Source organism: Marinigracilibium pacificum, assembly GCF_012926615.1.
Classification (GTDB): Bacteria; Bacteroidota; Bacteroidia; order Cytophagales; family Cyclobacteriaceae; genus Mangrovivirga; species Mangrovivirga pacifica.
Genome location: NZ_JABBNU010000013.1, coordinates 113,980 through 137,674 on the forward strand (window position 1 = coordinate 113,980; position 23,695 = coordinate 137,674).

Genomic DNA, 23,695 nt, shown 5'->3' on the forward strand with positions numbered 1-23,695 from the left:
TTTTTAAATCCTGGTCAATCTTAGTTCAAATATTTCCAGCATGAGCAGGAAATCCATTAATATTTAAAAGTTTCGCTTAACGACATCGACACAAGTTAATACTTGCGCCAGGGGGGGAGAATGGTTAATGTTTAATAAAAATTTTACAACAACTTTCGAACAATTTAATACACCAAGTTAAAAAAAATAATATTACTTTTACGTGATTTTTCAACTATCCACATAATATATTATTTCTATTCATTTTTCAATCAAAACAATAACAATTATGAATTTTAGCAAAAGCTTAAATGTTTTAATCATATGTTTATTAGTAATGTTTTCAGGCTGTTCTGATGAAGAAATTGATAAGTCAGACAAATGGACTGTGTCATATTATTATTATAAAGAATACATTTCAGATTTTGGTTCAACAACTATTAAATATAATTCAGGAACTATGAACGTAACGTTTTTGGAAGACCAAAAAATATGCTCAACTAATGGTAGTTTCATTGCTGATTATCGTGATCCTTTTACAGGCGATATGGATGAGGCAACAATTGAATTAACTACAATTCCGGAAATAAATAAAAATTACCTTATAGAAGGTGATGATATTATATTTGGAAGCGGTGGGGCAGCTAAAACTTTTAAAATAACGGAAAAAACAGATTCTACTTATAACCTAGAATTTAATTTTGAAACAATTGATGATAGTGGTGAGGAAATTATTAGGTATGTGAAAACCGTGGATATCCGTTTGATCAAATAAATATTAATTAAACTATTTTAGTTTATAATTCCTCAATCATTTATAGTTGTAATTACAATAAATGGTTGAGGGTACTTTACTGTTTGCTTTCTGAAAGTCCGAGTCACAGACTCTGCATTTCATACAAAAGTTTGAAGTTGTCCTGCAGAACACTCCAAACTGCGTGGGAATATCTAATTCCATCAAACATGGATTTTTTTCTTGATATTTTCTATTAATAAATATGATTTTTTTTGTAATATAAATTTTTATACTTGTGCACAAAAAATGTGTGAGGACATATGAAAATTGTACCTCTTTTATTTAAAATCTTTTTATCAACCATTACTATGTTTTTTAACAAAAAATTAATTATTGCCTTCCTTTTTGCATTATGTATTATTTCTTGTCGAGATGAAGAAGTTAATTCGCCTTTGATTGGAACAAAGTGGATTGAATCTAAACTGGTTTCAGAAAATTGTACTGATTCTGATTGGAATGATATAGATAACTCAGGATGTTCTGATGGTGATTGTCAAAATTTAACTTTTAGTGAAACTAATATTATCGTTGAAAGTATTGAAGGTGGTCAGGTATTTGCTGAAGATGAGATTATTCCTTATGAAAGTGATGGTTTGTATATTTATGTTGAAGACGAAAGATATAAATATAGTATCAGTGGTAATAAATTAACTGTCTATTTTGGTAGTCGATCAAAAGGTGATCTTTGTGATGATTATGCCGAATATATTGCTGAGTGATAAATTATATTTTATAGGATATAAAAAAGGTTTGAGAAATATTTCTCAAACCTTTTTTATTATAATATTGTTTGAATATTATTATTTGAATTGTGATTAGTTCATAAACATCAATCAACTTTATTCAATGTCATTTCAAAAAACTGGAACCAGTCATTTTCACGTTTGTATTCACCTGACTAGCACAAGAATGATATTGTACTTTTTATCTGATACTTTTATCTTGTTAAAGATTTGAGTGAATACTTGCGCCAGAGGGATTATATTAAGGCAATTTAAATATAACGGAAGTTTATAAATGGAAAATGGATTTTATTTGTTATATGGTTCATTAAATAATAATCTTTTTGAAAAAGGTGAATTTGTTAAAACGTGGGTTAGAGCAAATAATATAAAATTCAAGAATGAAATTCTTTACTTAAATAATTTAAATCCTGAGTCCTCTTTTGATGAAGATATAGTTTTTGATTACTTGGAAGCGGGAACAATGGATATTAATCGAGTAAATATGATTCATTATCCTAAAGAGAATTTACTAATTCAAGATTATATGAGTTGGATACAGAATTCACCACTTAATGGAGAATTTCATCCAATTTCTAAAAAGTTTAAGTTTTTATTGGAAAATGAAACTTTCAACAATCCGAATTGTAGATTTTATAAAGCTCCTCTTAAAGTACGGAATGAATTTATGGAGTTTTACATTTGGCAAAATCTGTCGATACCGGAAATGGACCTCTTAAACATGAAAAAATCCGAATTGGTTATTGAGAATTCAAGAAATCGGGAAATAGTAGAGGATTGTACTAACAGATTTACTAGTTTATCTAAGCTGAAAGAATATTGCTCTCGAAAATATGATTATTTTCATTCGCCAATATTTAAAAAATTAACATTAAATTCAAAGTTTCAAAATCTAGATGTCCTATCAATTCCGGGTAATAAAATCCCTGTTATTTCTCATAGACTTAAGCTAGAAATTGAAGAAAAAGGAATTACGGGAGTAGAATTTAAAAATCCTGAAGTACCAATAAATTTTGATAATGAATAGTTTATTCAATGATATTGATGAAAAGTACTTTTTGAGTTTAATACAACGCTTTTATCCTTTGTCTAAAAAGCAGATAGTCTCAAATAATCATCTATTTACAGGGAGCAAGCTTATTTTTAATAAGAATATCCTATGGGATATTGAACAAATCGATGCTTATTATAACTCTATTAACTGGATTGTTTTATCAAACTATCAAAATATAGATTGGAGCTATGAACTGGTACATAAATATAAAGATCATCTAGACTGGATGTATCTTTCACGAAACGAAGGTTTGCCATGGTCATATAAATTTTTAGAAGTTTTTAACGAGTATGTTCATCTGGACGAAGTTTCAGCTCATATTTCTAAATTATTTACCTATGATTTTATTGTAAATCACAAGGAAAAGATTACGTTCAGGTCATTAAGTAACAATAAAAACCTTAATTGGCAGAAGGATATTTTAGAGGAATGTGAAGATGATTTGAGACTAAAGGAAATGTATTATAATCCGGGGCTTCCATGGAGTGAGAATCTCGTTTTGGATTTTTTTGCCGATCATTGGACGAATAGTGAATGGAGAGGGTTTTCAAAAAATAAAGGGTTTGATTGGGTAGGATATCTTTTATATAGTGATGAAATAAAGCTTAAGATAGATTGGAACAATTTATCTTTAAATGAAGGGATAAATTGGACGGAAGAGTTTATTAATCATTTTAGTTCAGCTTTGAACTGGAAAGGATTGACAATTAATAAGGGATTACCATGGTCAGAGTCTTTGATTAGAAAATTTGAAAGTAAGTGGACATGGTTTGGTTATGAGTCAATATGGACTAATTATGCTATTCCATGGAATGAAAGTTTGATATCAGATTATGAAAAGAAATGTGATTGGGATAGGGTTTCTGAAAATAGAAACGTTGAATGGACTGAAAATCTGATAGATAAATACGAAGATAAATGGGCATGGGCAATACTAAGTAGAAACCCCTCTTTGCCTTGGTCTGAATCTTTTATCGATAAGTATAAAGCTAAATTTGACTGGGTAGGTATATCTTCAAATGAAGGAATTCCTTGGAATGAAAATTTGTTCTTAAAATACAAGGATAATTTGGACATGGATTTTGTTGTGTGGAATAAAAATTTTGCTGAAAGAATCATAAATAAAATACCATCTACTGAAATTGATGAGTACTTAAAGTCTATATAAATTAATCCTCTTTTGGTGCAAGATTGATCTTGTGCTATTATCGCCCACTATCTGGAGTGTAGCGATAGCGTAACTTCAGACTATTAATGAAAAGCAGGGATTGTATTCCGGTCAAATAAAGTAGTTATATTTCTTCCTGTTAATCTTTATAAATCCCGGTCAATCACTAATTCGCATAGCTTTTTCAGCATTACGTGTGCTTTACAAATGATCCTTTGCATTAAATTATTTCTTGCCCCCTCAATCAACTTTATTCAATGTCATTTCAAAAAACTGGAACCAGTCATTTTCACGTTTGTATTCACCTGTCTCATACCATTGACCCTGATCATTTAGTGCGATAATGTAACGCATGTTATCATTTGGATACCAGTAAAACTTGCCGTCGATTAATTCTCCTTTAAATTCGCCCTTTCTGCCATTTTGCAAATAAGACCGGAATGAGTATAAGTTCTGTTCTTTATCATACGACACAATGGCCATTGCATTGTGTACAATTTTGCCTTCATTCATTCCAAGCCCTTCAATTAGTAGTGTAGTACTATCTAGCTTGAACTGAATGTTTTCTGTTTGTTTAAAGGTCATTTTTTGCCTGTCCGGAGTATACATCCAGCCTTCACCTTTCCATTTTCCTGCCATGAAATGGAGCTTTGAGACTTCTGTTTTTGACTCTGTATCTGTCTCAAACGATTGGGCAAACGATAAATTCATGCAAAGAAACAATGCCAATAAAGTAAGGGATTTAGTTTTCATAGTGGTGTGGTTTGCTTGTTGATTATTAAGAATTTGATTTTCAGTTAATTAAATATAATTGATGTCAAAGAATAATCAAATATTGTAAAGATGTAAATAAGATTGAATAATCAAATATAGATCAATTAAACAGCCCCATTTAACTCTTTTTCTATATCTACCCTGATACGCTCGACATTTTCCTTGACCAGATTGTATTGGTTGAGTATAAATTTTCTGTTTACTTCCATTTTCCAAAAATAAAGAAGGAGTGTTTTTCTATCATTTTCGGAGATATTAATGGGCATTGTTATTTCTAAAATAGCATTGTTATCATCCAATTTTATCGCTGGAGAAAGAAGCCTGTTTATTTCCTTAAAGTAGTTTTCGAAAAATTGAAGTTCATAATAGTTCTCTTCCAGCTTTTCGAGAGTCTTATAATCATATTCGTAAAGTGAAATCAGATCTGCTCTAAGCGAATCGTTTTTGATGAGTTCAAGGCCTTTGGATTTAAGGGTCTCATATCCCGAGGTATTTTGCAGGGTAACGAAATCACGGGTCAGATAATGGTAGTGGTATATTAATGAGTCTTTTGGAAAAGGTTGATTGTCAAGTATTTTTCTGAAATAGTTTATAGACTGGATCCCGCTTTTATGACCATCTTCATTGGCATTAATGTCAACTATGTCTTTTTCGAGTCCATTATATATCTCGGTCAGGATTTTTCTTTCGGCATTATTGTTCCTCCTGTTATCATTCCAGTTGTTTAATGCAAAGGCAGATGCAACGGCAATGAAGATCATTAAAAACTCAAAACTGTATTTTTTCCACTTTCTGGATTTTGACTTTTTCACAGGTGTTGAATTAAAAATTTTTAGTTGATAGTTATATGGTGTCAAACCTTCATTTACATTACAAATTGTAAAACTTATGAAGATGAAGGGTTATATAATATTATCAAGATATCTTAAAAATTGAAAAATGTCTAATATTATGATTCTGAATATCATCATCTAAACATCCAAACTGAACTTTTAATATATTATTAATCTGAATTATAATTTAGAATGGTAGTATAATCGGTATGAAAATTTTGGAACGATAAGGTCTGATTAGGCACAAAAATAAAGCTGTTTCGTGATCGAAACAGCTTTTTTATCAATAATCTAATTCTTATGAGCAATATTCTTCGAATACTCCTTCAAGATGCTGAGCGATCAATTGTGCAGGAGCACCTTCAATCTGATGTCTCTCAACAAAATGTACCAGGTCGCCATCTTTAAATAGTGCGATACTTGGTGAAGAAGGAGGGTAAGGAAGAGTCATTTCTCTAACTTTATTAACAGCTTCGCCATCAACTCCTGCAAATACAGTTGTCAAATGATCAGGCTTAACGTCTGAATCTTCTACAGCCATTCTTACGCCTGGTCTTGCAGCACCTGCAGCACAACCACATACCGAGTTAATAACTACCAAAGTAGTACCTTTATTCTCAGCAAAGTGTTGCTCTACTTCTTCAGCTGTTCTTAATTCTTTAAATCCTATATCTGTTAATTCTGCACGCATTGGTGCAACTAATTCTGCTGGATACATATTGATTTATTTCTGTTTTTATAAAAATCCAAGTTCTAATTTTGCCGCTTCACTCATCATATCCTGAGTAAATGGCGGATCGAATGTTAATTCAACCTGAACGTCATTCAATTCTTCTATTTCTTTAACTGCCTTCTCTACATTACCAGGAATTTCTTCCGCAGCAGGGCATGAAGGTGAAGTCAGTGTCATCAGGATATGAACATTATTTACCGGAAAGAAATTAATCTCATAGATTAATCCAAGCTCGTAGATATCTACAGGAATTTCCGGATCGTAAACAGTCTTTATCGCTGCAACTACTTTATCTTTCAGTTCTCTTTGTTCAGGATTCATATTAATAATTAATTTGAAACTTTTTGAAGTACCATAGCATCAAGCTTCATTTGCTTGATCATCGCACCAAAGCCATTACTACGTTGAGTACCTATAAACCGATTCATTCCGATCTTTTCTGCAAAGTATATATCTGCATGAAGGATATCGTCAGGAGTCTGTCCGGAGAATACTCTAATCAGTAAACTAACCAGTCCTTTTGTAATGGCAGTATTACTGTCTGCTTCATAAACGACTTTTCCGTCTTCAAGTTTAGCATTTAACCAAACTTTTGACTGACAGCCTTTTACAATATGTTCTTCATCGCGTTTGTCTTCAGGATAATCAGGTAATTTTTGCCCTAATTCCATCAAATAGACGTTAGACATTTCCATGTCACCATCTAATAACCCAAACTCTTCGATGATATTATTTTGTGCTTCTTGTATTGTCATTAATCTATCCAAAAATTTTAACCACCTTTTGCAAGCTGGCTATCATTGCATCCACTTCTTCTTTAGTATTATATACGGAAAATGATGCCCTTACTGTTCCTTCAATATTGAAAAGATCCATCAGGGGCTGTGTACAGTGATGACCTGTACGAACTGCAACACCTGCAGAATCTAGCATTTGTCCGATGTCAAATGGATGAATATTGTCAAATAAGAATGAAATTACACCTACTTTTTCAGCAGCAGTGCCATAGAATTTTATGTTTTCAAATTCTGAAAGCTTTTCCATTGCATAATCGTGAAGCCCCATCTCATGACTCATGATATTTTCCTTACCAATTTTATTGATAAAGTGGATAGCCTCTTTTAATGCAACTACATCGCCAATGTTAGGGGTTCCTGCTTCGAATTTATATGGAATATCATTCCAGCTACTTTTCTTAAATGTAACCTCGCTGATCATTTCCCCACCACCCTGATAAGGAGGCATTGATTCTAACAGCTGTCTTTTTCCATATAAGACACCTACACCGGTAGGACCGTACATTTTATGTCCTGAAAATGCCAGAAAATCACAATCGATATCCTGAACATCAAAGGGTAGGTGAGAAGCAGCCTGTGCACCATCAATCATTGTAACAGCGCCCACTTTATGCGCTTCTGCAACAATTTGTTTCACAGGATTTATTGTTCCCAGGGAATTAGAAGCATATACAACCGACACAATCTTCACTTTGTCTGAAAGCATCGATTTATAAGCATCAAAGTCTAGCTCACCTCGATCATTTACCGGGATAATTTTTAATTCAGCACCTTTTTCTTCGCAAATCAGCTGCCATGGCACAATGTTACTATGGTGCTCCATTGCACTGATTATCACTATATCTCCTTCACTAAGAAACTTACGACCATAAGAAGAAGCAACTAGATTAATACTATCAGTTGTCCCTTTAGTGAAAATCACTTCTTCCTTTTCAGGGGCATTGATAAATTGCTTAACTACCTCTCGAGTTTCTTCAAAAGCGGTAGTTGCACGCTCTGCCAATGTATGAATACCTCTGTGGATATTTGCATTGTCTTTGGTATAGTAATGCTCCAGCGATTCAATAACCTGTTTTGGTTTTTGCGTCGTAGCTGCATTATCAAAATATGCCAATGGCTTTTTGTTAACCAACTGATGCAATACCGGGAACTGGTCGCGGATATCCTTAATATTTATCGGTTTTGGTGCTGTGTCGACAGACATTAATTAAAAGTTTTTTTGTAAACGCTCAGAAATCAGGTTGTCAAGATACTTTCTAACCTGCTCGTTACCAATGTGTTCAACAATATCCATAGCAAATGCATAAAGCAATAATGCTCTGGCAGATTGTTTGTCCATACCTCGAGATCTCAGGTAAAATAATTGTTCCGGGTCGATCTGTCCGGTAGTAGCTCCATGAGAACATTTAACATCGTCAGCCCAGATTTCTAACTGAGGCTTTGTATTTATTGTTGCGTCTTTAGATAAAAGTACGTTTCTATTAGACTGAAAAGCATTTGTTTTTTGTGCATCCTGTCTAACGAAAATTTTACCATTAAAAACACCGGTAGATTTTTCATCGAAAACACCTTTGTACAACTCATTGCTTTCGGCATGAGGCATACGGTGATCAACTGAAGTATGGTGGTCAACATGGTGGTTGTCTTTCAATAGTGAAAGTCCATACATATTAGCTTCACAATGGCTTGCATCTAATGCAATATTCAGGTTATTTCTAACCATCATTCCACCAAACGATAGGGTAGTAGATGTGAAATTGCTGTGTTCATCCTGCCATACCTGAGTATTTCCAACATGAACATTGCCATTGTGCTCACTCTGAATCTTATAGTACTTAACTACTGCACTTTTATTGACAACAATCTCAGATACGATATTGGTCAAACTGTGATTTTCACCAATTGTATCAAATTTCTCAATGATTTCACCCTGTGAATTTTCTCCAAATATAAATAAGTTGTGAGGGTGAGTAATCACGCCTCCTTCATTTGTATAATTAAGGTAATAGATCATTACAGGTTTTGTAAGGATCTGACCTTTTTTGATATTGATGAAGATACCTTCGTCAGTTAGCGAATCATTGATTGCTGTAAACGGATCTGAATCCGGAGTTGCATGTTTTCCGAAGTTGTCGATACATTCTTTTTCACCTGCAGCGAAAGCTTCTTTGATAGTCATAAGGTTGATTTCCTTTGAAAGCTCATCCCAATGACTAAGTTCCTTATTTAAAATACCGTTAACGAAAAAGATATCATAAGCTTCAAGATCCTGAATTACCCTATCTTTAATAGTTTGTTCAGGAACATTAGCAGTTCTATTCCAATCGTCCTCAACAAAGTTTTTGTCTATTACTTTATCAAGTCCGGTATATTTATATTCTTCGTTTTTTCTTGAAGGCGTACCAACTTTCAGGTATGAATCAAAGCTTTCTTTTCTGAAAGAATGAAAATCACTTGATTTTTCACCATTGAGTTGCTTTTCCCAATTTTCAAATCGAGCCTTCAGCCCTTCTTTGTTATAAAGTTCTGGCATGGAAGTATTTCTTTTTTCAGTTAACGTTTTATTAAACAGCAGCTTCGTCTTTAATCCAGTCATAGCCCTTTTCTTCTAATTCAAGAGCTAGTTCTTTAGTACCAGATTTTACGATTCTACCTTTGTAAAGAACGTGAACATAATCAGGGACAATGTAATCTAGCAATCTCTGGTAGTGAGTAACTACGATAGTTGCATTGTCTTCAGATTTTAGTTTATTAACACCGTTGGCAACAATTCTTAATGCGTCAATATCCAATCCCGAATCAGTTTCATCAAGAATCTTCAATTTAGGCTCAAGCATAGCCATTTGAAATACTTCATTTCTTTTCTTCTCACCACCAGAGAAACCTTCGTTTAAAGAACGACTTAATAAAGACTGATCGATCTCAACAAGTTTCATTTTCTCCTTAACTAAAGAAAGGAAAGAAACTGCGTCAAGAGGATCCTGACCTCTGTGTTCTCTGATTTGATTTATAGATGTTTTTAAGAAGTTCGTAGTACTTACACCCGGAATTTCAACCGGATATTGGAAAGCTAGAAATACACCTTCTCTGGCTCTTTCTTCAGGATCCATTTCTAAAAGATCTTCACCATTATAGGTTACAGATCCACCAGTAACTTCATATTCCTCACGACCTGCAAGCACACTAGCTAAAGTACTTTTACCAGATCCGTTTGGTCCCATGATAGCATGTACTTCACCTGCTTTTACTTCCAGATTTATCCCTTTTAGTATTTCTTTTCCTTCAATTGAAGCTTTAAGATCTTCTATCTTTAACATTTTGATATGTATTCTGTTCTTAAAAGTTGTTTATTGATTAACCTACGCTGCCTTCTAGAGTTAAGGCAAGTAATTTTTGAGCCTCTACAGCAAATTCCATTGGAAGCTGGTTTAGAACCTCTTTACAATAGCCATTTACAATTAGCGCAACAGCACTTTCTTCATCTATACCACGTTGCTGGCAATAGAAAATCTGGTCTTCACCGATTTTTGAAGTAGTAGCCTCGTGCTCGACCATCGCGGTTGAATTTTTATTTTCAATGTATGGGAAGGTGTGGGCACCACATTTGTCTCCCATTAAAAGTGAATCACATTGAGAAAAGTTTCTGGCATTTTCAGCTCTCTTGTGGATTTGTACCAATCCTCTGTATGAGTTCTGGCTTTTACCTGCAGATACACCTTTAGATACAATTCTTGACTTGGTACCTTTTCCAAGGTGGATCATTTTAGTGCCTGTATCTGCCTGTTGCATATTATTAGTAACAGCAACAGAGTAGAATTCACCCTGAGAATAATCTCCTTTTAAAATACAACTCGGGTATTTCCATGTAACGGCAGAGCCTGTTTCTACCTGCGTCCAGCTAATTTTAGCACGGTCACCGGCACAAATACCTCTTTTTGTTACGAAGTTATAGATACCACCTTTACCATTCTTGTCACCAGGATACCAGTTTTGAACAGTAGAGTATTTAACTTCAGCATCAGTAGCAGCATAAATCTCAACTACAGCAGCATGAAGCTGGTTTTCGTCTCTCATTGGAGCGGTACATCCTTCAAGGTAAGATACATAAGACTCATCTTCAGCTACGATCAATGTTCTTTCAAACTGACCGGTGTTAGCTGCATTGATTCTGAAATATGTACTTAATTCCATCGGGCATCTTACACCTTTTGGAATATAGCAGAAAGATCCATCTGAGAATACAGCACTATTAAGCGCTGAGAAATAGTTGTCGTTCATTGGAACAACAGACCCTAAGTATTTTTTTACTAATTCAGGATGTTCTTTAACTGCTTCTGAGAAAGAGCAGAAAATAATGCCAAGTTCACCCAGTTTATCTTTGAAGGTTGTTGCTACAGAAACACTATCCATTACAGCATCAACGGCAACACCAGTTAATCTTTTCTGTTCTTCTAACGAGATACCAAGTCTTTTGAAAGTTTCACGCAATTCCGGATCAATTTCATCCAGACTTTTAGGTGTTTTCTTTTGCTTTGGTGCTGAATAATAAATGATATCCTGATAATTGATCTTAGGATACTCAACATTTGGCCATGTTGGTTCCTTCATAGTAATCCAATGACGATAAGCTTTTAATCGCCACTCGAGTAACCACTCAGGTTCATTTTTTTTAGCTGAAATAAATCGAATGGTATTTTCATCAAGACCTTTTGGGGCTTCATCAGCCTCTATCTTGGTTTCCCATCCGTATTTATATTCGGACTGTGTAAATTCATTTAGAATTTCGGTATCTTTCGCCATGAACTCTCTTATTTAAATTAATTCTTAATAGCAAAACTACAACAAATTAACCGTTTCTTTGTTTAAACGGGATAGTATTTTACTGCTATTACGAGATTTTCCGGCGTAAAGATACCATTATTTAGAATATTTATAAATAATTATTTAGATAAGATTTGAACAGGTCTGTTTAAACTCTCTTCAAGCGATATTAAAGTCTCAGTTCTTTCGATTCCATCAACTTTCTGGATCTTATCGTGTAACACCTCTCTAAGGTGATTTGTGTCTTTACAAAATAACTTTACAAATATACTGTAGTTACCTGTAGTGTAGTGAATAGATGCTATCTCCGGAATATCCTTTAGTCGAGAAGCTACTTCTTCATAAAGAGATGATTTTTCTAAAAAAATGCCCAGGAAGGCTGTGATATCGTACCCAAGCTTTGAATAATCAATGCTGAGGGTAGAACCCTTGACGATACCCATCTCTTCAAGTTTTCTCATTCTAACGTGCACTGTACCACCTGAAACAAATACTTTTTTAGCAATCTCAGTATAAGGTATTTTGGCGTCCTCAGTAAGTAAACTTAGAATTTTTAAATCGATATTGTCAATTTCGTAATTCTTGCTCATTTTGAAGCTTTTGGATTAGTATTTGGATAAATAATTGTTTCAAAATTAAAATTCTTTTAATATGAATCAAATATTATTGATAAATTTTTAAAAATATTATAACCCTGTTAATTTTGCATAGTCTCAATGAGGAAAATGCTTGTCATACATAATTAGTACTCATTGAACTATTTTGGGTTAATGTTGTTTATTGAGAAGGGCTACTTATAGGGGGGTGGCCTTTTTCTTTTTCCTTATTTTTGTAAGTTAAGTACGCGAATTTCAAACGATTGCGTAATTTTTTTCGGAAAATTTTAGATTTTCCCAATAATATTTTTGCATTTAAAGAAAAAACGAATTTACTTACATGAATAAGTAAGAGAGTGCAGAGTTGAAAATCTTTGCATACTCGTATTTTGGGTTAATGTTGTTTATTGAGAAGGGCTGCTCCAATTAGGATGTGGCCTTTTTTTATGCCCTTTTTTAAAAATATTCTTCATGCATACTTTTTTTTGCATTCAATTTTATTTTATTTGCTGTTCGGAAAACTGTTTTTTTAATTAATTTCAATAAACCTAACAACTAACGAAACCTGAAATAAGCATGAATGAAAGTGTATGGTTGAATAATTACCCGAAGGGTATACCTCATACTATCGATCCTGATAAATACAGTTCCTTAGTAGATTTATTTGAAGAATCTGTTAAAACTTACCGTGATAGGGTAGCTTATATAAATATGGATAAGTCTATTACCTTTGGTGATATTGATGATTTATCCAAAAGATTTGCTTCATATCTACAAAATGAGCTTAATGTAAAGAAAGGTGATAGGGTTGCGATTCAAATGCCAAATTGTTTTCAGTATCCAATTGCAATGTTTGGTATACTAAGGGCAGGTGCAATAGTTGTAAATACTAATCCGTTGTATACAGCCCCTGAGATGGAACATCAGTTTAAAGATTCAGGGATCGAGACGGTAGTTATCATTGCTAACTTTGCAAGTAATCTCGAGAAGATTATTAAGAATACAAGTATCAAAAATGTTATCATAACTGAGCTTGGTGATATGCTCGGTTTCCTTAAAGGTAGCATTGTGAATTTTGTAGTGAAGAATGTCAAGAAGATGGTTCCTTCTTATAATCTTCCCGGAGCAATTAAATTTAAATCTACGTTAAAAGCGGATCCTGCAAAATTTAATAAGCAGACTCTTTCAGGTGATGACCTTGCATTCCTTCAATATACTGGTGGAACAACCGGTGTGTCAAAAGGAGCAATGCTTACTCACAGAAATATAATTGCGAATGCAGAGCAAACTCATGCCTGGATGAAACCTAAGTTGGTTGAAGGTCAGGAGTTAATGGTTACTGCTCTTCCTTTATACCATATTTTTGCTTTGACTGTAAACTGTATCCTGATGTTTAAGATTGGTGCGTCAAATTTATTGATCACTAATCCACGGGATATGAAAGCATATATTAAAGATGTTAAGAAGCATGATTTCACTGTTATGACTGGTGTTAACACGCTTTTTAATGGAATGATGAACCATCCTGATTTCAAGACTATTGATTTTTCAGGATTGAAGTTTTCTGTAGGTGGTGGTATGGCGGTTCAACGCGCTGTTGCAGAAAGATGGAAAAAGGAAACGAACTCTACTATTATAGAAGGGTATGGTCTAACTGAATCATCTCCTGTACTTAATTGTAACCCTTTGGATGGCACTGATAAAATCGGTACCATAGGCCTTCCGTTGCCAAGTACTTTAATTAAGATTGTTGATGATGAGGGTAACGAACAACCTCAGGGTGAAAGGGGGGAGCTTTGTGCTTATGGTCCTCAAATAATGAAGGGTTACTGGCAAAATGAAGAAGCAACCGATGATGTCCTGGTCGATGGATGGTTAAAAACCGGAGATATTGCCCAGATGGATGAGCAAGGATTCTTTAGAATTGTTGATAGAAAGAAAGAAATGATAAACGTTTCTGGTTTCAATGTATATCCAAATGAAGTTGAAGATGCAATTGCAGCTAATGAAAAGGTGTTAGAAGTTGGTGCTATTGGTGTTCCAGATGAAAAGTCTACAGAGGTAGTGAAGGTTTATGTTGTTAAAAAGGACCAGTCACTTACTGAAGAAGAACTTCATTCTTTCTGTAAAAGTAATTTGACCGGATACAAAAGACCTAAATACATTCAGTTTACTGATGAATTACCAAAGTCAAATGTTGGTAAAATATTAAGACGTGTTCTACGTGATAATGACCCAATGGTGAAAAGTAATGCCTGAAGGTAACGTCATTTATATAAAAAAGCCGGTTATTGAAAAATAACCGGCTTTTTTTATGAATAGATGTTTTTAAACTATTACTAATGAAGGATCTTTTAGTAGATCGTTGATCTCCGATGGAGGACCGAAATGTTTATTCTTAAAACCATTGAGCAAATCAATTGTATGATTTGACATCAGGTTTGATAACTCATCCATCACTTCTCCACTAAGCATATATGGTGATGTATTAGGCATTAATATTTTGCCCTTACAGACCGCAAATAATTGATACTCTTCTACTTCTTTAACTGATGTGCCTTTAATAAGACATGAGTTAGTGTTGTGTTCAATATTGTACGGATCCGTTATTAATTCATCATGATGCTTGCTCATCAAATGATCCTGAAAATATTCATCCATACTTCTTCTGCTGTCTTTGGATAGCTGCGATCTGAACGATTCAGCACATGATACACACATTGCATATTCAAATATTACATCCTCAGCATTAAGTTTTGGATATCTTTTGATCACCTTTTCAATAATGTATTGACTATTAGTCATGTAGAGCTCTTTATTACACTCTATACAAAATTGAAACGGAGCCTTTTCAGCATAAGAATAAAATTGCTTAGGAATCTCAATTAAATTACTATTATGATCAGGCATTATATAAAATTTTGGCTTTTGACTTGTGCAAAAGTAAGAATTAAAAAGGGGAATCCTAAGCCTAATTACTTCGATTTTATTACTTTGATTTATTCCAAGATTTATTTATATTATAGTAATAAAATTTATCGTTATGGTAGGATTTTTCGAAACAGATCATTTGAAATTCAAGAAAAAATATATTTCAAATCTTATTGCATTAGCGCATGCTGACGGTCATTTTCATGAAGATGAATTAACATTTATTCAGAATGCTGCCAAAAGACTAGATCTTAAGGATAAGTATTTAAATGAATTGCTTGAGAATGTCGATGAGCTTAAAATAGAGGTGCCAACAAGTCTGAATTCAAAACTTGATCTTCTTCATGATCTTAGTATTTTAATTCTGGCTGATGGTAATATAGATGAGAATGAATTAGCTTTTGCCCGGCATGTTAGCCATTTGATGGGTTTAAAAGAAAACTTTGTAATAGATCTGATTTATAAGTTTGAGAAAGACCATCCAAATCTTACTCAATGGGAAGAAATGAAAAGAAACTTCCTCGATGACATGTCTATCATCGAGGCTGCCTGATTAAATTTTATATTCCTAATTCGTCTTGTAGTTCTCTAAGATCTACCGGAACAACTCTTGAAACACCTTGCTCAATCATTGTGATTCCATAAATGATATCAGTTGATGCCATTGTACGTTTGTTATGTGTTACAATGATAAACTGAGAATCTTTACTAAATGTCTTAATGATGTTATTGAATTTATCAATATTGGCATCATCAAGTGGAGCATCTACCTCATCGAAAATACAGAACGGTGCCGGTTTTAAAAGATAGATAGCAAATAATAATGAAGTAGCTGTTAAAGTTTTTTCTCCTCCGGAAAGCTGATTAATTGTAAGTGGCCTTTTTCCTTTTGGTTTGGCCATAATCTCAATTTTTGAATCTAAAGGATTTTCAGGGTCGACTAATGTTAAATCACAATCGTCTTCTTCGGTAAATAATGATCTGAATACCTTTTGGAAATTATCTTTTATTTCTTCAAATGATTTTAGGAAACTTTCTCTTGCAACTGAATCAATTTCATTTATTGTTTCTAAAAGCGATGCTTTTGCCTCTAACAAATCATCGCGTTGTTGAGTGATAAAATCATGTCGCTCCTTAATTTCCTGATAAGCTTCCATTGCCATCGGGTTAATCGGACCGATCCTTTCCATTTTATCCTTGATTTTGCTTACGTTTTCTCTCAGTTCTTCTTCAGAAAGCCCGGAGTCAGGTAATTCCTCTGCACTTTTTCGAAGTAAAGCATCAAGGTCTACTTCAAACTCAACAGATAGTCTTTCTTTGATACCCGTTAACTTTAATTTAGCCTCATTCAAACTAGACTTTAACTCCATTGTAAGTGTGTCAATGTCCTCTTTCTTATGTTGAAAGGTTTTTAGTTGCTTCTCAAATTCATCAACATTACCTCTGGCTGCGTAATATTCACGCTCAGCCTCATTAACACCCTTTTCAATACTTTCTTTTTCCTGATACATTTCTATCAGTTCATCCTCGGCATGTTCTGACCTGTCAAGAAGACCTCTTACTTCTTCTTCGGTCTCTTTTAGTTCCTCTTGGTTTTTCTCAATTCGAACCTTGCTACTCTCAAAAGCTGATTCTTTAAAAGAGATTTCCTGCTCTATTGAATTGAGTTTGTTTTGTATCTGGTGGAATTTGATGTTTTCCTCGTTGTAAGCTGTAGATTTTTGTGAAAGCACCTCACTCATTTCTTCCAGCTGGTCACTTAAGATCGCAATCTCTTCTTCTGTTGCATTAAGCTGTCCCTCTTCTTCAGAAACTTTTGGTCTGAGTGTCTCAAGATCTTCTTTGTATTCAGCTATTTTCTCCTGAATGTCTTCTCTTCTGTTTGCATTACTATTCAACATTTCGGAGAATTGCTCATGCTTTGTTCTCAGAGACACATATTCTTCGTTAATCTGGGAAATCTGGGTTTTTAATTCCTCGATCTCTTCCTTTTCAGAACTTTCCAGGAGCTTATGTAGCTCTTTCTGGTTATCCTCCAGGCTTTTGTTTATCTGATGAATCCTTTTTGATAAGCTATCAATAACTTCCTGTAATTTCTCAAGGTTTTTAGCTCTACCGATTCTCTTACCTTCAAACAGGCCTACGGAACCTCCGGTAATGCTGTTAACTCTTCGGGTTATCTTTCCACTGACAGTTATAAAAATACAATCTGGATCATCAGGGATGTCGTTTTCATTTCCATCAACTATGTAAACATTGTCAAGAACATGGGAGATAAGTTTTCTATACTTTTCATCATATTCTATAACACTGGTTGCAGGAAATGCCTTGTCAAAAAACTTATGTTCAGTATATTTTTTCTTTTCAAAACTATCAAGAATGAAAAAGTGAGCTTTTCCTCTGGAAGCATCATTTAAAAGATTAATAGCCTTATATGCATCATCATATTCTTTGACAATGTAATAGTTCATATAGGGCTCCAGGAAATTCTCAATTGTTATCCTGTATTTTTCATCTGTTGTAAGAACATCAGAAAGGAGAGGGGCATCTTTATTCCAGTTTTTGTGTTTTTTCAGGAATTTAATAGCCTCCGGAAAACCTTCGAGGTTATCAACCAGTGATTTTGTCAGGTTATATTCATTTTGTTTTGCATCAAGCTTACGGTTTGTCTGATGCATTTCTTCCTTGATTACCTCTATTGTTTTCTTTACTGCTTCCAGTCTCTGCTGAAGCTGTTCTTCTTTTGCCTGTTTCTGGGTAAGAGTATCTTTTTTCTCATTCAGGTATTCCGACAACTCATTAAGTTTCTCGGCAAACTGCTCAATGTTGGCAGTTTTTTCAGAGGTTTCATCTGTTGTTTTTTCTAGTTCCTGTTGAAGAGTATTTACCTGGATCTCCTTTATTTCAAGTTCCTTTTTTATTTGGTAAACGTTATTTTGTTTCTCCCTCAGTGTTTTATTTAAAACCGAAACCTTCTCTTGTAAGATAGCTGTCTCTGATTTTTGAGCTTCATAGGCAGCTTTTAGCTCTTCGACATAAGCTGTTTCTTCAGCTACTTTCTTTTCAATAACTGATTTTTCTTCTGTAAGACTTTTTATACTAAATGCCGCACGATCATTACTCTTTTTATCGAGATCAATCTGTTCTCTGAGTTTGTCAGTTTTATCAGTAAGAAAGCGCATTCTTTCATTTTTAATTTTATTTTCGCTTTCATACTGCCTGATTTTCGAGACATAGTTGTTTAATGCTTTTTGTCTGCTAGATAGAAGTTTTTCTTTTCCTATGATATCAGCCTTTAACTTTTCAATTTCAGCTTCTCTTTCTTTTAGCTGCTTGCTAATTGAAATCTTTTTATCATTTTCTTCTTCAATCCGCTTTTCTATATCATTTATATTCGACTTCTGCTCTGATACTGATTTTACTGCCAGTTCAATGCTTAGCTCTTTATAGTCTTTTTTATAATTGTAGTATTTTTCGGCTTGTTTTGCCTGTCTTTCCAGTGATTTAAGGTTCTTATCTATTTCAAAGAGAAGGTCTTCCACACGATTAAGGTCATCATCAGTGCCTTCAAGTTTTCTTAAAGTTTCCTTTTTTCTGATCTTGAATTTTGAAACTCCTGCAGCTTCTTCAAATAAATCTCTTCTGGCATTTTCCTTATCATTAAGAATGTCATCGACCATTTTTAACTCGATGATTGTGTATGAATTGGAAGATATACCTGTGTCTAAAAACAGGTTTGTGATATCTTTTAGTCTGCAGGTAACACCATTTAATAGGTATTCACTTTCACCAGATCGGTAATATCTTCTGGTAATTGTAATCTGAGAATATTCTGTTGGAAGAAGATTTTTGGTATTGTTAAATGTCATGGAAACCTCAGCCATGCCGGCAGCTTTCCTCTTTTTTGTTCCATTAAAAATGACATTTTCCATTTTATCAGATCTCAGGTTCTTTGTTCTCTGTTCTCCAAGAACCCATCTGATGGAATCTACAACATTGGATTTACCACATCCATTTGGCCCAACAATTCCTGTTATCCCTTCGTCAAAATTGATAACAATTCTGTCGCCAAAACTCTTAAATCCTTTTACCTCAAGTTTAGAAAGCTGCATGCAGATTATTTTATTAGGTTTTTGTCAGGGATTTGATTAAACTTGACCGTTGGCTCCTTTTGCAACGTCAATCAATTATTTAAGATAATTATTCTGACCCCGTAGCCTTCAAAATTAATATTATTTTTTAAAAAATCTATTCAATGGACATTTTAGAATTTCTACCGTTTATAATAGCTATCGTTATTTATATAATCAAATTTGCTTTGAAAGCGAATAAGGAATCTTCAGAGCCTATTGAAACGATTGAAACACAGCGTAATAGTGGAGGAAGGCCAAAGTCTTTTGAGGAATTACTACAAGAAATTCAAGGAAATAAAGCCAGTCAACGACAACCACAATATGATGAGTTCTCTGATGATTATGAAGAGGAGAAAGAGGTGGAAACGGAAAATAGACGAAGGTTTACTGCTGAAAAGGAGAGTGAGATTAAAGATACATATCGGAAATCAATAGCAGCAGCAAAAAAATCTACCAAGATAGAAAATAAAAACCTTGATAAGTCTCATGAGCGCTTTGAGAATTTTAAAATTCGTAAGCAGGAGTCTCAGGGTAGCCGATATAAGAAAATGCTTAGGAATAGTAATTCTGCAAAAGATGCAATAATTCTTAGTGAAATTCTTAATCGAAAGGAGTATTAAGATACCGTATGAATTTGTGATTCGTATTTTGTCCAAAGTTCTGCTCCATCTTTGCCTATAATTAATGGAATATTTAAGTCTGTAAGATCTTCTTTTAAGGACTTTAATTCATCACTTCTCTTACTTTTTTGGTTATATTTTCTAATCAATATAGCTTTTACTCTATCAGGATATTTGTTGGCGATTTCATGATATATTTCCGGGTCATGTTGAGAATTATCTCCTACAAGAATAAATTTAGTGTCTTTCATTAAGTTCATAACGAACATGATAGATCTGAATTTATGAAAATCATGATCACGGTTTTTATCCTTTCTTTTAAAGAACTGTTTAACCACTTTATATTCATTTAAAAATAACGGTCCTTTAGGGAAATCATGTTTTGTAATAAAAGTAGAAATCAGGAGGAACAGGTTCATTTCACTATTAGAAATATAAAAAATCATGCTGTTATCTTCTGTTAGTTTATCATATAGAGCGGCCATATCATTAACAGGTCGTCTATGATGAGGATTTTTTAAAAACAGGTGCTTAAATCTTTTTCGGACACGAGTACTATGAGAGACTAATATAGTATCATCAATATCTGAAATTACAGCATGATCATCATAGCTATTCAAATCATACACAAACGAATTTGATACCTCTGGTACAATAATAGGGGTATTATCGTCCAAACTATAGGTTATGTTCAAATCAGAAATGTCCTTTGTGACACCACATTCAAATTCAGTATGGAAGAAACCATTTTGATCAATTAGAGTCTCTTTTTGTATACCATTAAATTCAATTATTATTTTTTTATTTTTAGTTGGTTTTTGTGAAAAATACCTGTAAACCAGTTTAATATTGTAAATTGGATTTGTTGATTTTTTGAGATTTAAATATTTTGGTTTCATCCATATTACCTGTCCCTGAATATGAATTTTTTCTTCATATTTTAAAATCAGTTGCGGTAATAGGTGAGGTTTTTTCACGATTAAAATGTTTGAAAGATTCTATAACTAAACAAGAAATTAGCTTAAATGTTAGAGAAAGAAAAGTTAGATTGGCTATTTGTTATTAATCCGGTGTCCGGAGCTTTAGATAAGACTTTTTTCATCGATAAAATTAAGAGTAAAATGAAGGGTGCAAATCTAAATTACCGCCTTTATTTTACAACCGGACATAGTGATGAAGAGTCAATAAAGTTATTTGTTGATCATTTTAAGCCAGAGAAAATTGGTGTTGTTGGTGGTGATGGTACTGTGCTTGATGTTGTAAAATGTGTCAAAGATGATCCAATTCCTGTCGCTATTATTCCTTTCGGATCGGCTAATGGTATGTCTGTAGAACTTGATATCGAACAAAATCCTGAAGTGCGATTGAATGAAATTATCAGAGATGGAGAGGTGAAGGATTTTGATTTGATTTGGTTTGGCGACAACATCTATAGTCTACATATTAGTGATGTAGGATTAAATGCCGAGGTGGTTTCTGCCTACGATAAGGATGAAGACAGAGGGATGAGGACATATTTAAAGCATTTGATTTCTGTATGGAGTGCTAAAAAACAATTTGAAGTTGAGATTTTAGCTGATGGTAAAAAATATCACAGGGAAGTGTTTATGCTGGTTATTGCCAACTCAAGAAAATATGGTACTGGAATGTTGATTAATCCTAATGGCAGACCTGATGATGGGAAATTTGAAATTTGTCTTGTTAAAGAATTAAGTATTGATGGGATGATTAAAGCTGGGTTGTCAAGCATTAATGAACGATTTGTGCCTTTAGAGTCTTTAGAGATTATTCAATGTAAAGAGGCGGAAATTAACCTAACTGATAAAAAAGTATTTCAGGTTGATGGTGAAGTGGTAGGGAAACTAGATTATATCAATCCTAAAATTGTTCCATCAGCCGTAAAATTAATCTTGTAATTATTCTAAATTCACTTTAACAGGTAATACTAAGGTAATTCTTTTTTTAAGGTCTTGCTGAGATGGAAATCTTGGACTGTCCGAAATGATTTTTTCTAACTGTACGTCAAGCTCCGGATTATCAATATTCTGAAATTCAGCAAAATCAAGCAAACCTTCATGGTTAATTGAGAACTTAATAAAATATAATCCGCTTTCAGGGAAGTTGATTTTGTTAGAAACCTCATTTGTCAACCAGGAGTTAACCAGTCTCATTGTGCTTTTATCCAGCTCGAAGTTTTCGTCTTCTTTTGTTGATTTTGCATTGATTAATTTAATAATAATCTGTTCTGCAAATTCCTTTTCTTCATTTGAATTAACCGGGGAAATAATATATCTGAATCCATTGCCCTGACCAACCATGGCTTTTCCTTTTTGATCATAAGTGATGAAGTCAATGGAGTCTTCTGCAGGTAAAATATCAATTTTAAAATCAGAAAGGTTTGGAGTAGACTTAACCTGATTTGAGGGGGAATCTACAAACCTCTTTTTTTCTTTAATGTTGAATGAAAAGCAAAGAAACAATATTGAAATTATTACCCAGGTCCATTTTAATTTTGGTGCTTCGCTTTCCAGTCCACTATATTTCATCATTTCTACTCTCTGTAGAGTCTTATTTTTAGCGAAGAAATTTCCAATGGGTATCCCGATTTTTATCAAGAATTGTTTGACAATTAGTGCACCATAAGCTTCTTTATTTCCACCTCTTTTCTTAATTACCATACTGTCAGCAATGTATTCCTGGATTGATTCCAAAGCATTTTTTTGCCAATAGATGAAAGGGGAAAACCATAAGAAGGCAGTAGCCATCCGATGAATTACCATATCAATACTGTGTTTGTCAGTAATATGATAGTATTCATGTAGAAGGATTTCCTGTTTTTCAAAATCCTTGAGCTCTACAGAATTGTCAAAGAATATTGTATTCCAGAATGAAAATGTTGGCAAGGTGCCTTCAGTATTTTTAACCTTGATGCCCAGAAATTCAGTTTCATTCGTTAAATTTTTATGAGTTGACCTGATTTTTAGTAATTGAATAGCAAACAGTATTAGGCTAATTAATATTCCACAGATGCTTATTGTTGAAATAATATCTGAAAGCCAGATTTGTGTATCAGAGTCAAGTAGCTTTCCAGAAGAGAATAAATAATAAATTGTGGTCTGCTCGCTAACAAGCGGGATTTGCTTATAGAAATATACGGGAATAGAAATAAGCGGAATTATAAATGAAATAATAAGGCTACCAGTCAGATATAATCTCAATTTTTGAAAGTAGATTTCTCCTATTAAGAATATTCTGTAGAATAAGTAAAATATTGCCTGACAGATGGCAACCTCAAAAATATAAATCAGGAATTCATTCATTATTTTTGTTGAGATCCTTCTTCACCAAATTCATCATCTGCTCCAGTTCTTTGGAATCAACATTATTTTCTTTTACAAAAAAGGATACCAGGTTTTGAAATGATCCCTTAAAGTATTTTCCGATAAAGTTTTGCAGAAACTCGTTGCTATAAGTTTCTTTATCAATCAAAGGGAAATATTCATGTGTTTTTCCATAAGCATTATAGCCCACGAAACCCTTTTTTTCTAATATTCTAACAATTGTTGATACAGTGTTGTAGGCAGGCTTAGGTTCAGGGATTTTGTCAAGAATGTCTTTAACAAACCCTTTATCTATATCCCATAAAATTTGCATTACTTGTTCTTCAGCTTTTGTAAGAACTTTTGAGTCGTCTTTGTTTACTATTCCCATGAATCA

The 23,695-nt window shown here is 33.6% G+C and carries 23 protein-coding genes; 8 read left to right on the forward strand and 15 right to left on the reverse strand.

The window, feature by feature from the left end:
* The first annotated feature begins 268 nt into the window (after window positions 1-268).
* The 4 genes from HH304_RS18940 to HH304_RS18955 all read left to right on the forward strand — a co-directional run bounded on the left by HH304_RS18940 (window position 269) and on the right by HH304_RS18955 (window position 3,740).
* The gene (locus tag HH304_RS18940; protein WP_169684860.1) at window positions 269-754 is read left to right on the forward strand and encodes a hypothetical protein; all 486 of its coding nucleotides are present in this window, start codon (window positions 269-271) and stop codon (window positions 752-754) included.
* Between the two features lie 329 nt (window positions 755-1,083).
* Window positions 1,084-1,494 (forward strand): hypothetical protein, encoded by a 411-nt coding sequence (locus HH304_RS18945; protein ID WP_169684861.1) that lies wholly within the window; start codon window positions 1,084-1,086, stop codon window positions 1,492-1,494.
* 298 nt (window positions 1,495-1,792) lie between these two features.
* The gene (locus tag HH304_RS18950; RefSeq protein WP_169684862.1) at window positions 1,793-2,545 is read left to right on the forward strand and encodes a hypothetical protein; all 753 of its coding nucleotides are present in this window, start codon (window positions 1,793-1,795) and stop codon (window positions 2,543-2,545) included.
* Window positions 2,538-3,740 (forward strand): hypothetical protein, encoded by a 1,203-nt coding sequence (locus tag HH304_RS18955; RefSeq protein ID WP_169684863.1) that lies wholly within the window; start codon window positions 2,538-2,540, stop codon window positions 3,738-3,740. The genes HH304_RS18950 and HH304_RS18955 overlap by 8 nt, the downstream gene beginning before the upstream one ends.
* 240 nt (window positions 3,741-3,980) lie before the next feature.
* On the opposite strand, the gene HH304_RS18960 is transcribed toward HH304_RS18955, so the two are convergent.
* From HH304_RS18960 to HH304_RS19005, 10 genes are all read right to left on the reverse strand, one after another.
* Window positions 3,981-4,493, reverse strand: coding sequence for a hypothetical protein (locus HH304_RS18960; RefSeq protein WP_169684864.1), 513 nt, complete (start codon window positions 4,491-4,493; stop codon window positions 3,981-3,983).
* Window positions 4,494-4,618: 125 nt separating this feature from the next.
* Window positions 4,619-5,326 carry a hypothetical protein gene (locus HH304_RS18965; protein WP_169684865.1) on the reverse strand — a complete coding sequence of 236 codons (708 nt, stop codon included), beginning with the start codon at window positions 5,324-5,326 and terminating at the stop codon, window positions 4,619-4,621.
* Window positions 5,327-5,645: 319 nt separating this feature from the next.
* Window positions 5,646-6,065, reverse strand: coding sequence for a BrxA/BrxB family bacilliredoxin (locus tag HH304_RS18970; protein WP_169684866.1), 420 nt, complete (start codon window positions 6,063-6,065; stop codon window positions 5,646-5,648).
* A gap of 18 nt (window positions 6,066-6,083) precedes the next feature.
* A complete protein-coding gene (locus HH304_RS18975; protein WP_169684867.1) occupies window positions 6,084-6,401 on the reverse strand; it encodes a DUF59 domain-containing protein in 318 nt (105 codons plus the stop codon).
* 8 nt (window positions 6,402-6,409) lie between these two features.
* Window positions 6,410-6,835 carry a SufE family protein gene (locus HH304_RS18980; protein WP_169684868.1) on the reverse strand — a complete coding sequence of 142 codons (426 nt, stop codon included), beginning with the start codon at window positions 6,833-6,835 and terminating at the stop codon, window positions 6,410-6,412.
* 4 nt (window positions 6,836-6,839) lie between these two features.
* Window positions 6,840-8,081, reverse strand: coding sequence for an aminotransferase class V-fold PLP-dependent enzyme (locus tag HH304_RS18985; RefSeq protein WP_169684869.1), 1,242 nt, complete (start codon window positions 8,079-8,081; stop codon window positions 6,840-6,842).
* Between the two features lie 3 nt (window positions 8,082-8,084).
* A complete protein-coding gene (gene sufD, locus HH304_RS18990; RefSeq protein ID WP_271711692.1) occupies window positions 8,085-9,473 on the reverse strand; it encodes a Fe-S cluster assembly protein SufD in 1,389 nt (462 codons plus the stop codon).
* Window positions 9,442-10,194 carry a Fe-S cluster assembly ATPase SufC gene (gene sufC / locus HH304_RS18995; protein WP_169684870.1) on the reverse strand — a complete coding sequence of 251 codons (753 nt, stop codon included), beginning with the start codon at window positions 10,192-10,194 and terminating at the stop codon, window positions 9,442-9,444. The genes sufD and sufC overlap by 32 nt, the downstream gene beginning before the upstream one ends.
* 37 nt (window positions 10,195-10,231) lie before the next feature.
* Window positions 10,232-11,677 (reverse strand): Fe-S cluster assembly protein SufB, encoded by a 1,446-nt coding sequence (gene sufB / locus HH304_RS19000; protein WP_169684871.1) that lies wholly within the window; start codon window positions 11,675-11,677, stop codon window positions 10,232-10,234.
* Window positions 11,678-11,817: 140 nt separating this feature from the next.
* Window positions 11,818-12,288, reverse strand: coding sequence for an Lrp/AsnC ligand binding domain-containing protein (locus HH304_RS19005; RefSeq protein WP_169684872.1), 471 nt, complete (start codon window positions 12,286-12,288; stop codon window positions 11,818-11,820).
* A 582-nt stretch (window positions 12,289-12,870) separates the two neighbouring features.
* Here HH304_RS19005 and HH304_RS19010 point away from each other — a divergent pair.
* Window positions 12,871-14,553 carry an AMP-binding protein gene (locus tag HH304_RS19010; RefSeq protein WP_169684873.1) on the forward strand — a complete coding sequence of 561 codons (1,683 nt, stop codon included), beginning with the start codon at window positions 12,871-12,873 and terminating at the stop codon, window positions 14,551-14,553.
* Between the two features lie 69 nt (window positions 14,554-14,622).
* Here the strand turns inward: HH304_RS19010 and HH304_RS19015 are convergent, their stop codons facing one another.
* On the reverse strand, window positions 14,623-15,204 hold the full coding sequence (locus HH304_RS19015; protein WP_169684874.1) for a hypothetical protein: 582 nt from the start codon (window positions 15,202-15,204) through the stop codon (window positions 14,623-14,625).
* A 133-nt stretch (window positions 15,205-15,337) separates the two neighbouring features.
* Between HH304_RS19015 and HH304_RS19020 the strand changes: the two genes are divergently transcribed.
* The gene (locus HH304_RS19020) at window positions 15,338-15,778 is read left to right on the forward strand and encodes a hypothetical protein (RefSeq protein ID WP_169684875.1); all 441 of its coding nucleotides are present in this window, start codon (window positions 15,338-15,340) and stop codon (window positions 15,776-15,778) included.
* Between the two features lie 7 nt (window positions 15,779-15,785).
* On the opposite strand, the gene smc is transcribed toward HH304_RS19020, so the two are convergent.
* Window positions 15,786-19,337 carry a chromosome segregation protein SMC gene (gene smc / locus HH304_RS19025; RefSeq protein WP_169684876.1) on the reverse strand — a complete coding sequence of 1,184 codons (3,552 nt, stop codon included), beginning with the start codon at window positions 19,335-19,337 and terminating at the stop codon, window positions 15,786-15,788.
* A gap of 143 nt (window positions 19,338-19,480) precedes the next feature.
* Between smc and HH304_RS19030 the strand changes: the two genes are divergently transcribed.
* Window positions 19,481-19,978, forward strand: coding sequence for a hypothetical protein (locus HH304_RS19030; RefSeq protein ID WP_169684877.1), 498 nt, complete (start codon window positions 19,481-19,483; stop codon window positions 19,976-19,978).
* On the opposite strand, the gene HH304_RS21420 is transcribed toward HH304_RS19030, so the two are convergent.
* Window positions 19,975-20,955: a phosphatase domain-containing protein gene (locus tag HH304_RS21420; RefSeq protein ID WP_169684878.1), complete on the reverse strand. Its 981-nt coding sequence runs from the start codon at window positions 20,953-20,955 to the stop codon at window positions 19,975-19,977. The genes HH304_RS19030 and HH304_RS21420 overlap by 4 nt on opposite strands.
* 48 nt (window positions 20,956-21,003) lie before the next feature.
* Here HH304_RS21420 and HH304_RS19040 point away from each other — a divergent pair, with 48 nt between their 5' ends.
* Window positions 21,004-21,894 carry a diacylglycerol/lipid kinase family protein gene (locus HH304_RS19040; RefSeq protein ID WP_169684879.1) on the forward strand — a complete coding sequence of 297 codons (891 nt, stop codon included), beginning with the start codon at window positions 21,004-21,006 and terminating at the stop codon, window positions 21,892-21,894.
* On the opposite strand, the gene HH304_RS19045 is transcribed toward HH304_RS19040, so the two are convergent.
* Window positions 21,895-23,298, reverse strand: a complete 1,404-nt coding sequence (locus HH304_RS19045) for a M56 family metallopeptidase (protein ID WP_169684880.1) — start codon at window positions 23,296-23,298, stop codon at window positions 21,895-21,897.
* Entirely contained in the window at window positions 23,291-23,689 is a 399-nt protein-coding gene (locus HH304_RS19050; protein ID WP_169684881.1) for a BlaI/MecI/CopY family transcriptional regulator, read from the reverse strand. Before HH304_RS19050 ends, HH304_RS19045 begins: the two co-directional genes overlap by 8 nt.
* Window positions 23,690-23,695 lie beyond the last annotated feature (6 nt).

Bases quoted from the DNA above. Each gene is read 5' to 3' on its own strand.
- HH304_RS18940 (WP_169684860.1), top strand. From the start codon at position 269: ATGAATTTTAGCAAAAGCTTAAATGTTTTAATCATATGTTTATTAGTA.
- HH304_RS18945 (WP_169684861.1), top strand. From the start codon at position 1,084: ATGTTTTTTAACAAAAAATTAATTATTGCCTTCCTTTTTGCATTATGT.
- HH304_RS18950 (WP_169684862.1), top strand. From the start codon at position 1,793: ATGGAAAATGGATTTTATTTGTTATATGGTTCATTAAATAATAATCTT.
- HH304_RS18955 (WP_169684863.1), top strand. From the start codon at position 2,538: ATGAATAGTTTATTCAATGATATTGATGAAAAGTACTTTTTGAGTTTA.
- HH304_RS18960 (WP_169684864.1), bottom strand. From the start codon at position 4,493: ATGAAAACTAAATCCCTTACTTTATTGGCATTGTTTCTTTGCATGAAT.
- HH304_RS18970 (WP_169684866.1), bottom strand. From the start codon at position 6,065: ATGTATCCAGCAGAATTAGTTGCACCAATGCGTGCAGAATTAACAGAT.
- HH304_RS18975 (WP_169684867.1), bottom strand. From the start codon at position 6,401: ATGAATCCTGAACAAAGAGAACTGAAAGATAAAGTAGTTGCAGCGATA.
- HH304_RS18980 (WP_169684868.1), bottom strand. From the start codon at position 6,835: ATGACAATACAAGAAGCACAAAATAATATCATCGAAGAGTTTGGGTTA.
- HH304_RS18985 (WP_169684869.1), bottom strand. From the start codon at position 8,081: ATGTCTGTCGACACAGCACCAAAACCGATAAATATTAAGGATATCCGC.
- sufD (WP_271711692.1), bottom strand. From the start codon at position 9,473: ATGACTGGATTAAAGACGAAGCTGCTGTTTAATAAAACGTTAACTGAA.
- sufC (WP_169684870.1), bottom strand. From the start codon at position 10,194: ATGTTAAAGATAGAAGATCTTAAAGCTTCAATTGAAGGAAAAGAAATA.
- sufB (WP_169684871.1), bottom strand. From the start codon at position 11,677: ATGGCGAAAGATACCGAAATTCTAAATGAATTTACACAGTCCGAATAT.
- HH304_RS19005 (WP_169684872.1), bottom strand. From the start codon at position 12,288: ATGAGCAAGAATTACGAAATTGACAATATCGATTTAAAAATTCTAAGT.
- HH304_RS19010 (WP_169684873.1), top strand. From the start codon at position 12,871: ATGAATGAAAGTGTATGGTTGAATAATTACCCGAAGGGTATACCTCAT.
- HH304_RS19015 (WP_169684874.1), bottom strand. From the start codon at position 15,204: ATGCCTGATCATAATAGTAATTTAATTGAGATTCCTAAGCAATTTTAT.
- HH304_RS19020 (WP_169684875.1), top strand. From the start codon at position 15,338: ATGGTAGGATTTTTCGAAACAGATCATTTGAAATTCAAGAAAAAATAT.
- smc (WP_169684876.1), bottom strand. From the start codon at position 19,337: ATGCAGCTTTCTAAACTTGAGGTAAAAGGATTTAAGAGTTTTGGCGAC.
- HH304_RS19030 (WP_169684877.1), top strand. From the start codon at position 19,481: ATGGACATTTTAGAATTTCTACCGTTTATAATAGCTATCGTTATTTAT.
- HH304_RS19040 (WP_169684879.1), top strand. From the start codon at position 21,004: ATGTTAGAGAAAGAAAAGTTAGATTGGCTATTTGTTATTAATCCGGTG.
- HH304_RS19045 (WP_169684880.1), bottom strand. From the start codon at position 23,298: ATGAATGAATTCCTGATTTATATTTTTGAGGTTGCCATCTGTCAGGCA.
- HH304_RS19050 (WP_169684881.1), bottom strand. From the start codon at position 23,689: ATGGGAATAGTAAACAAAGACGACTCAAAAGTTCTTACAAAAGCTGAA.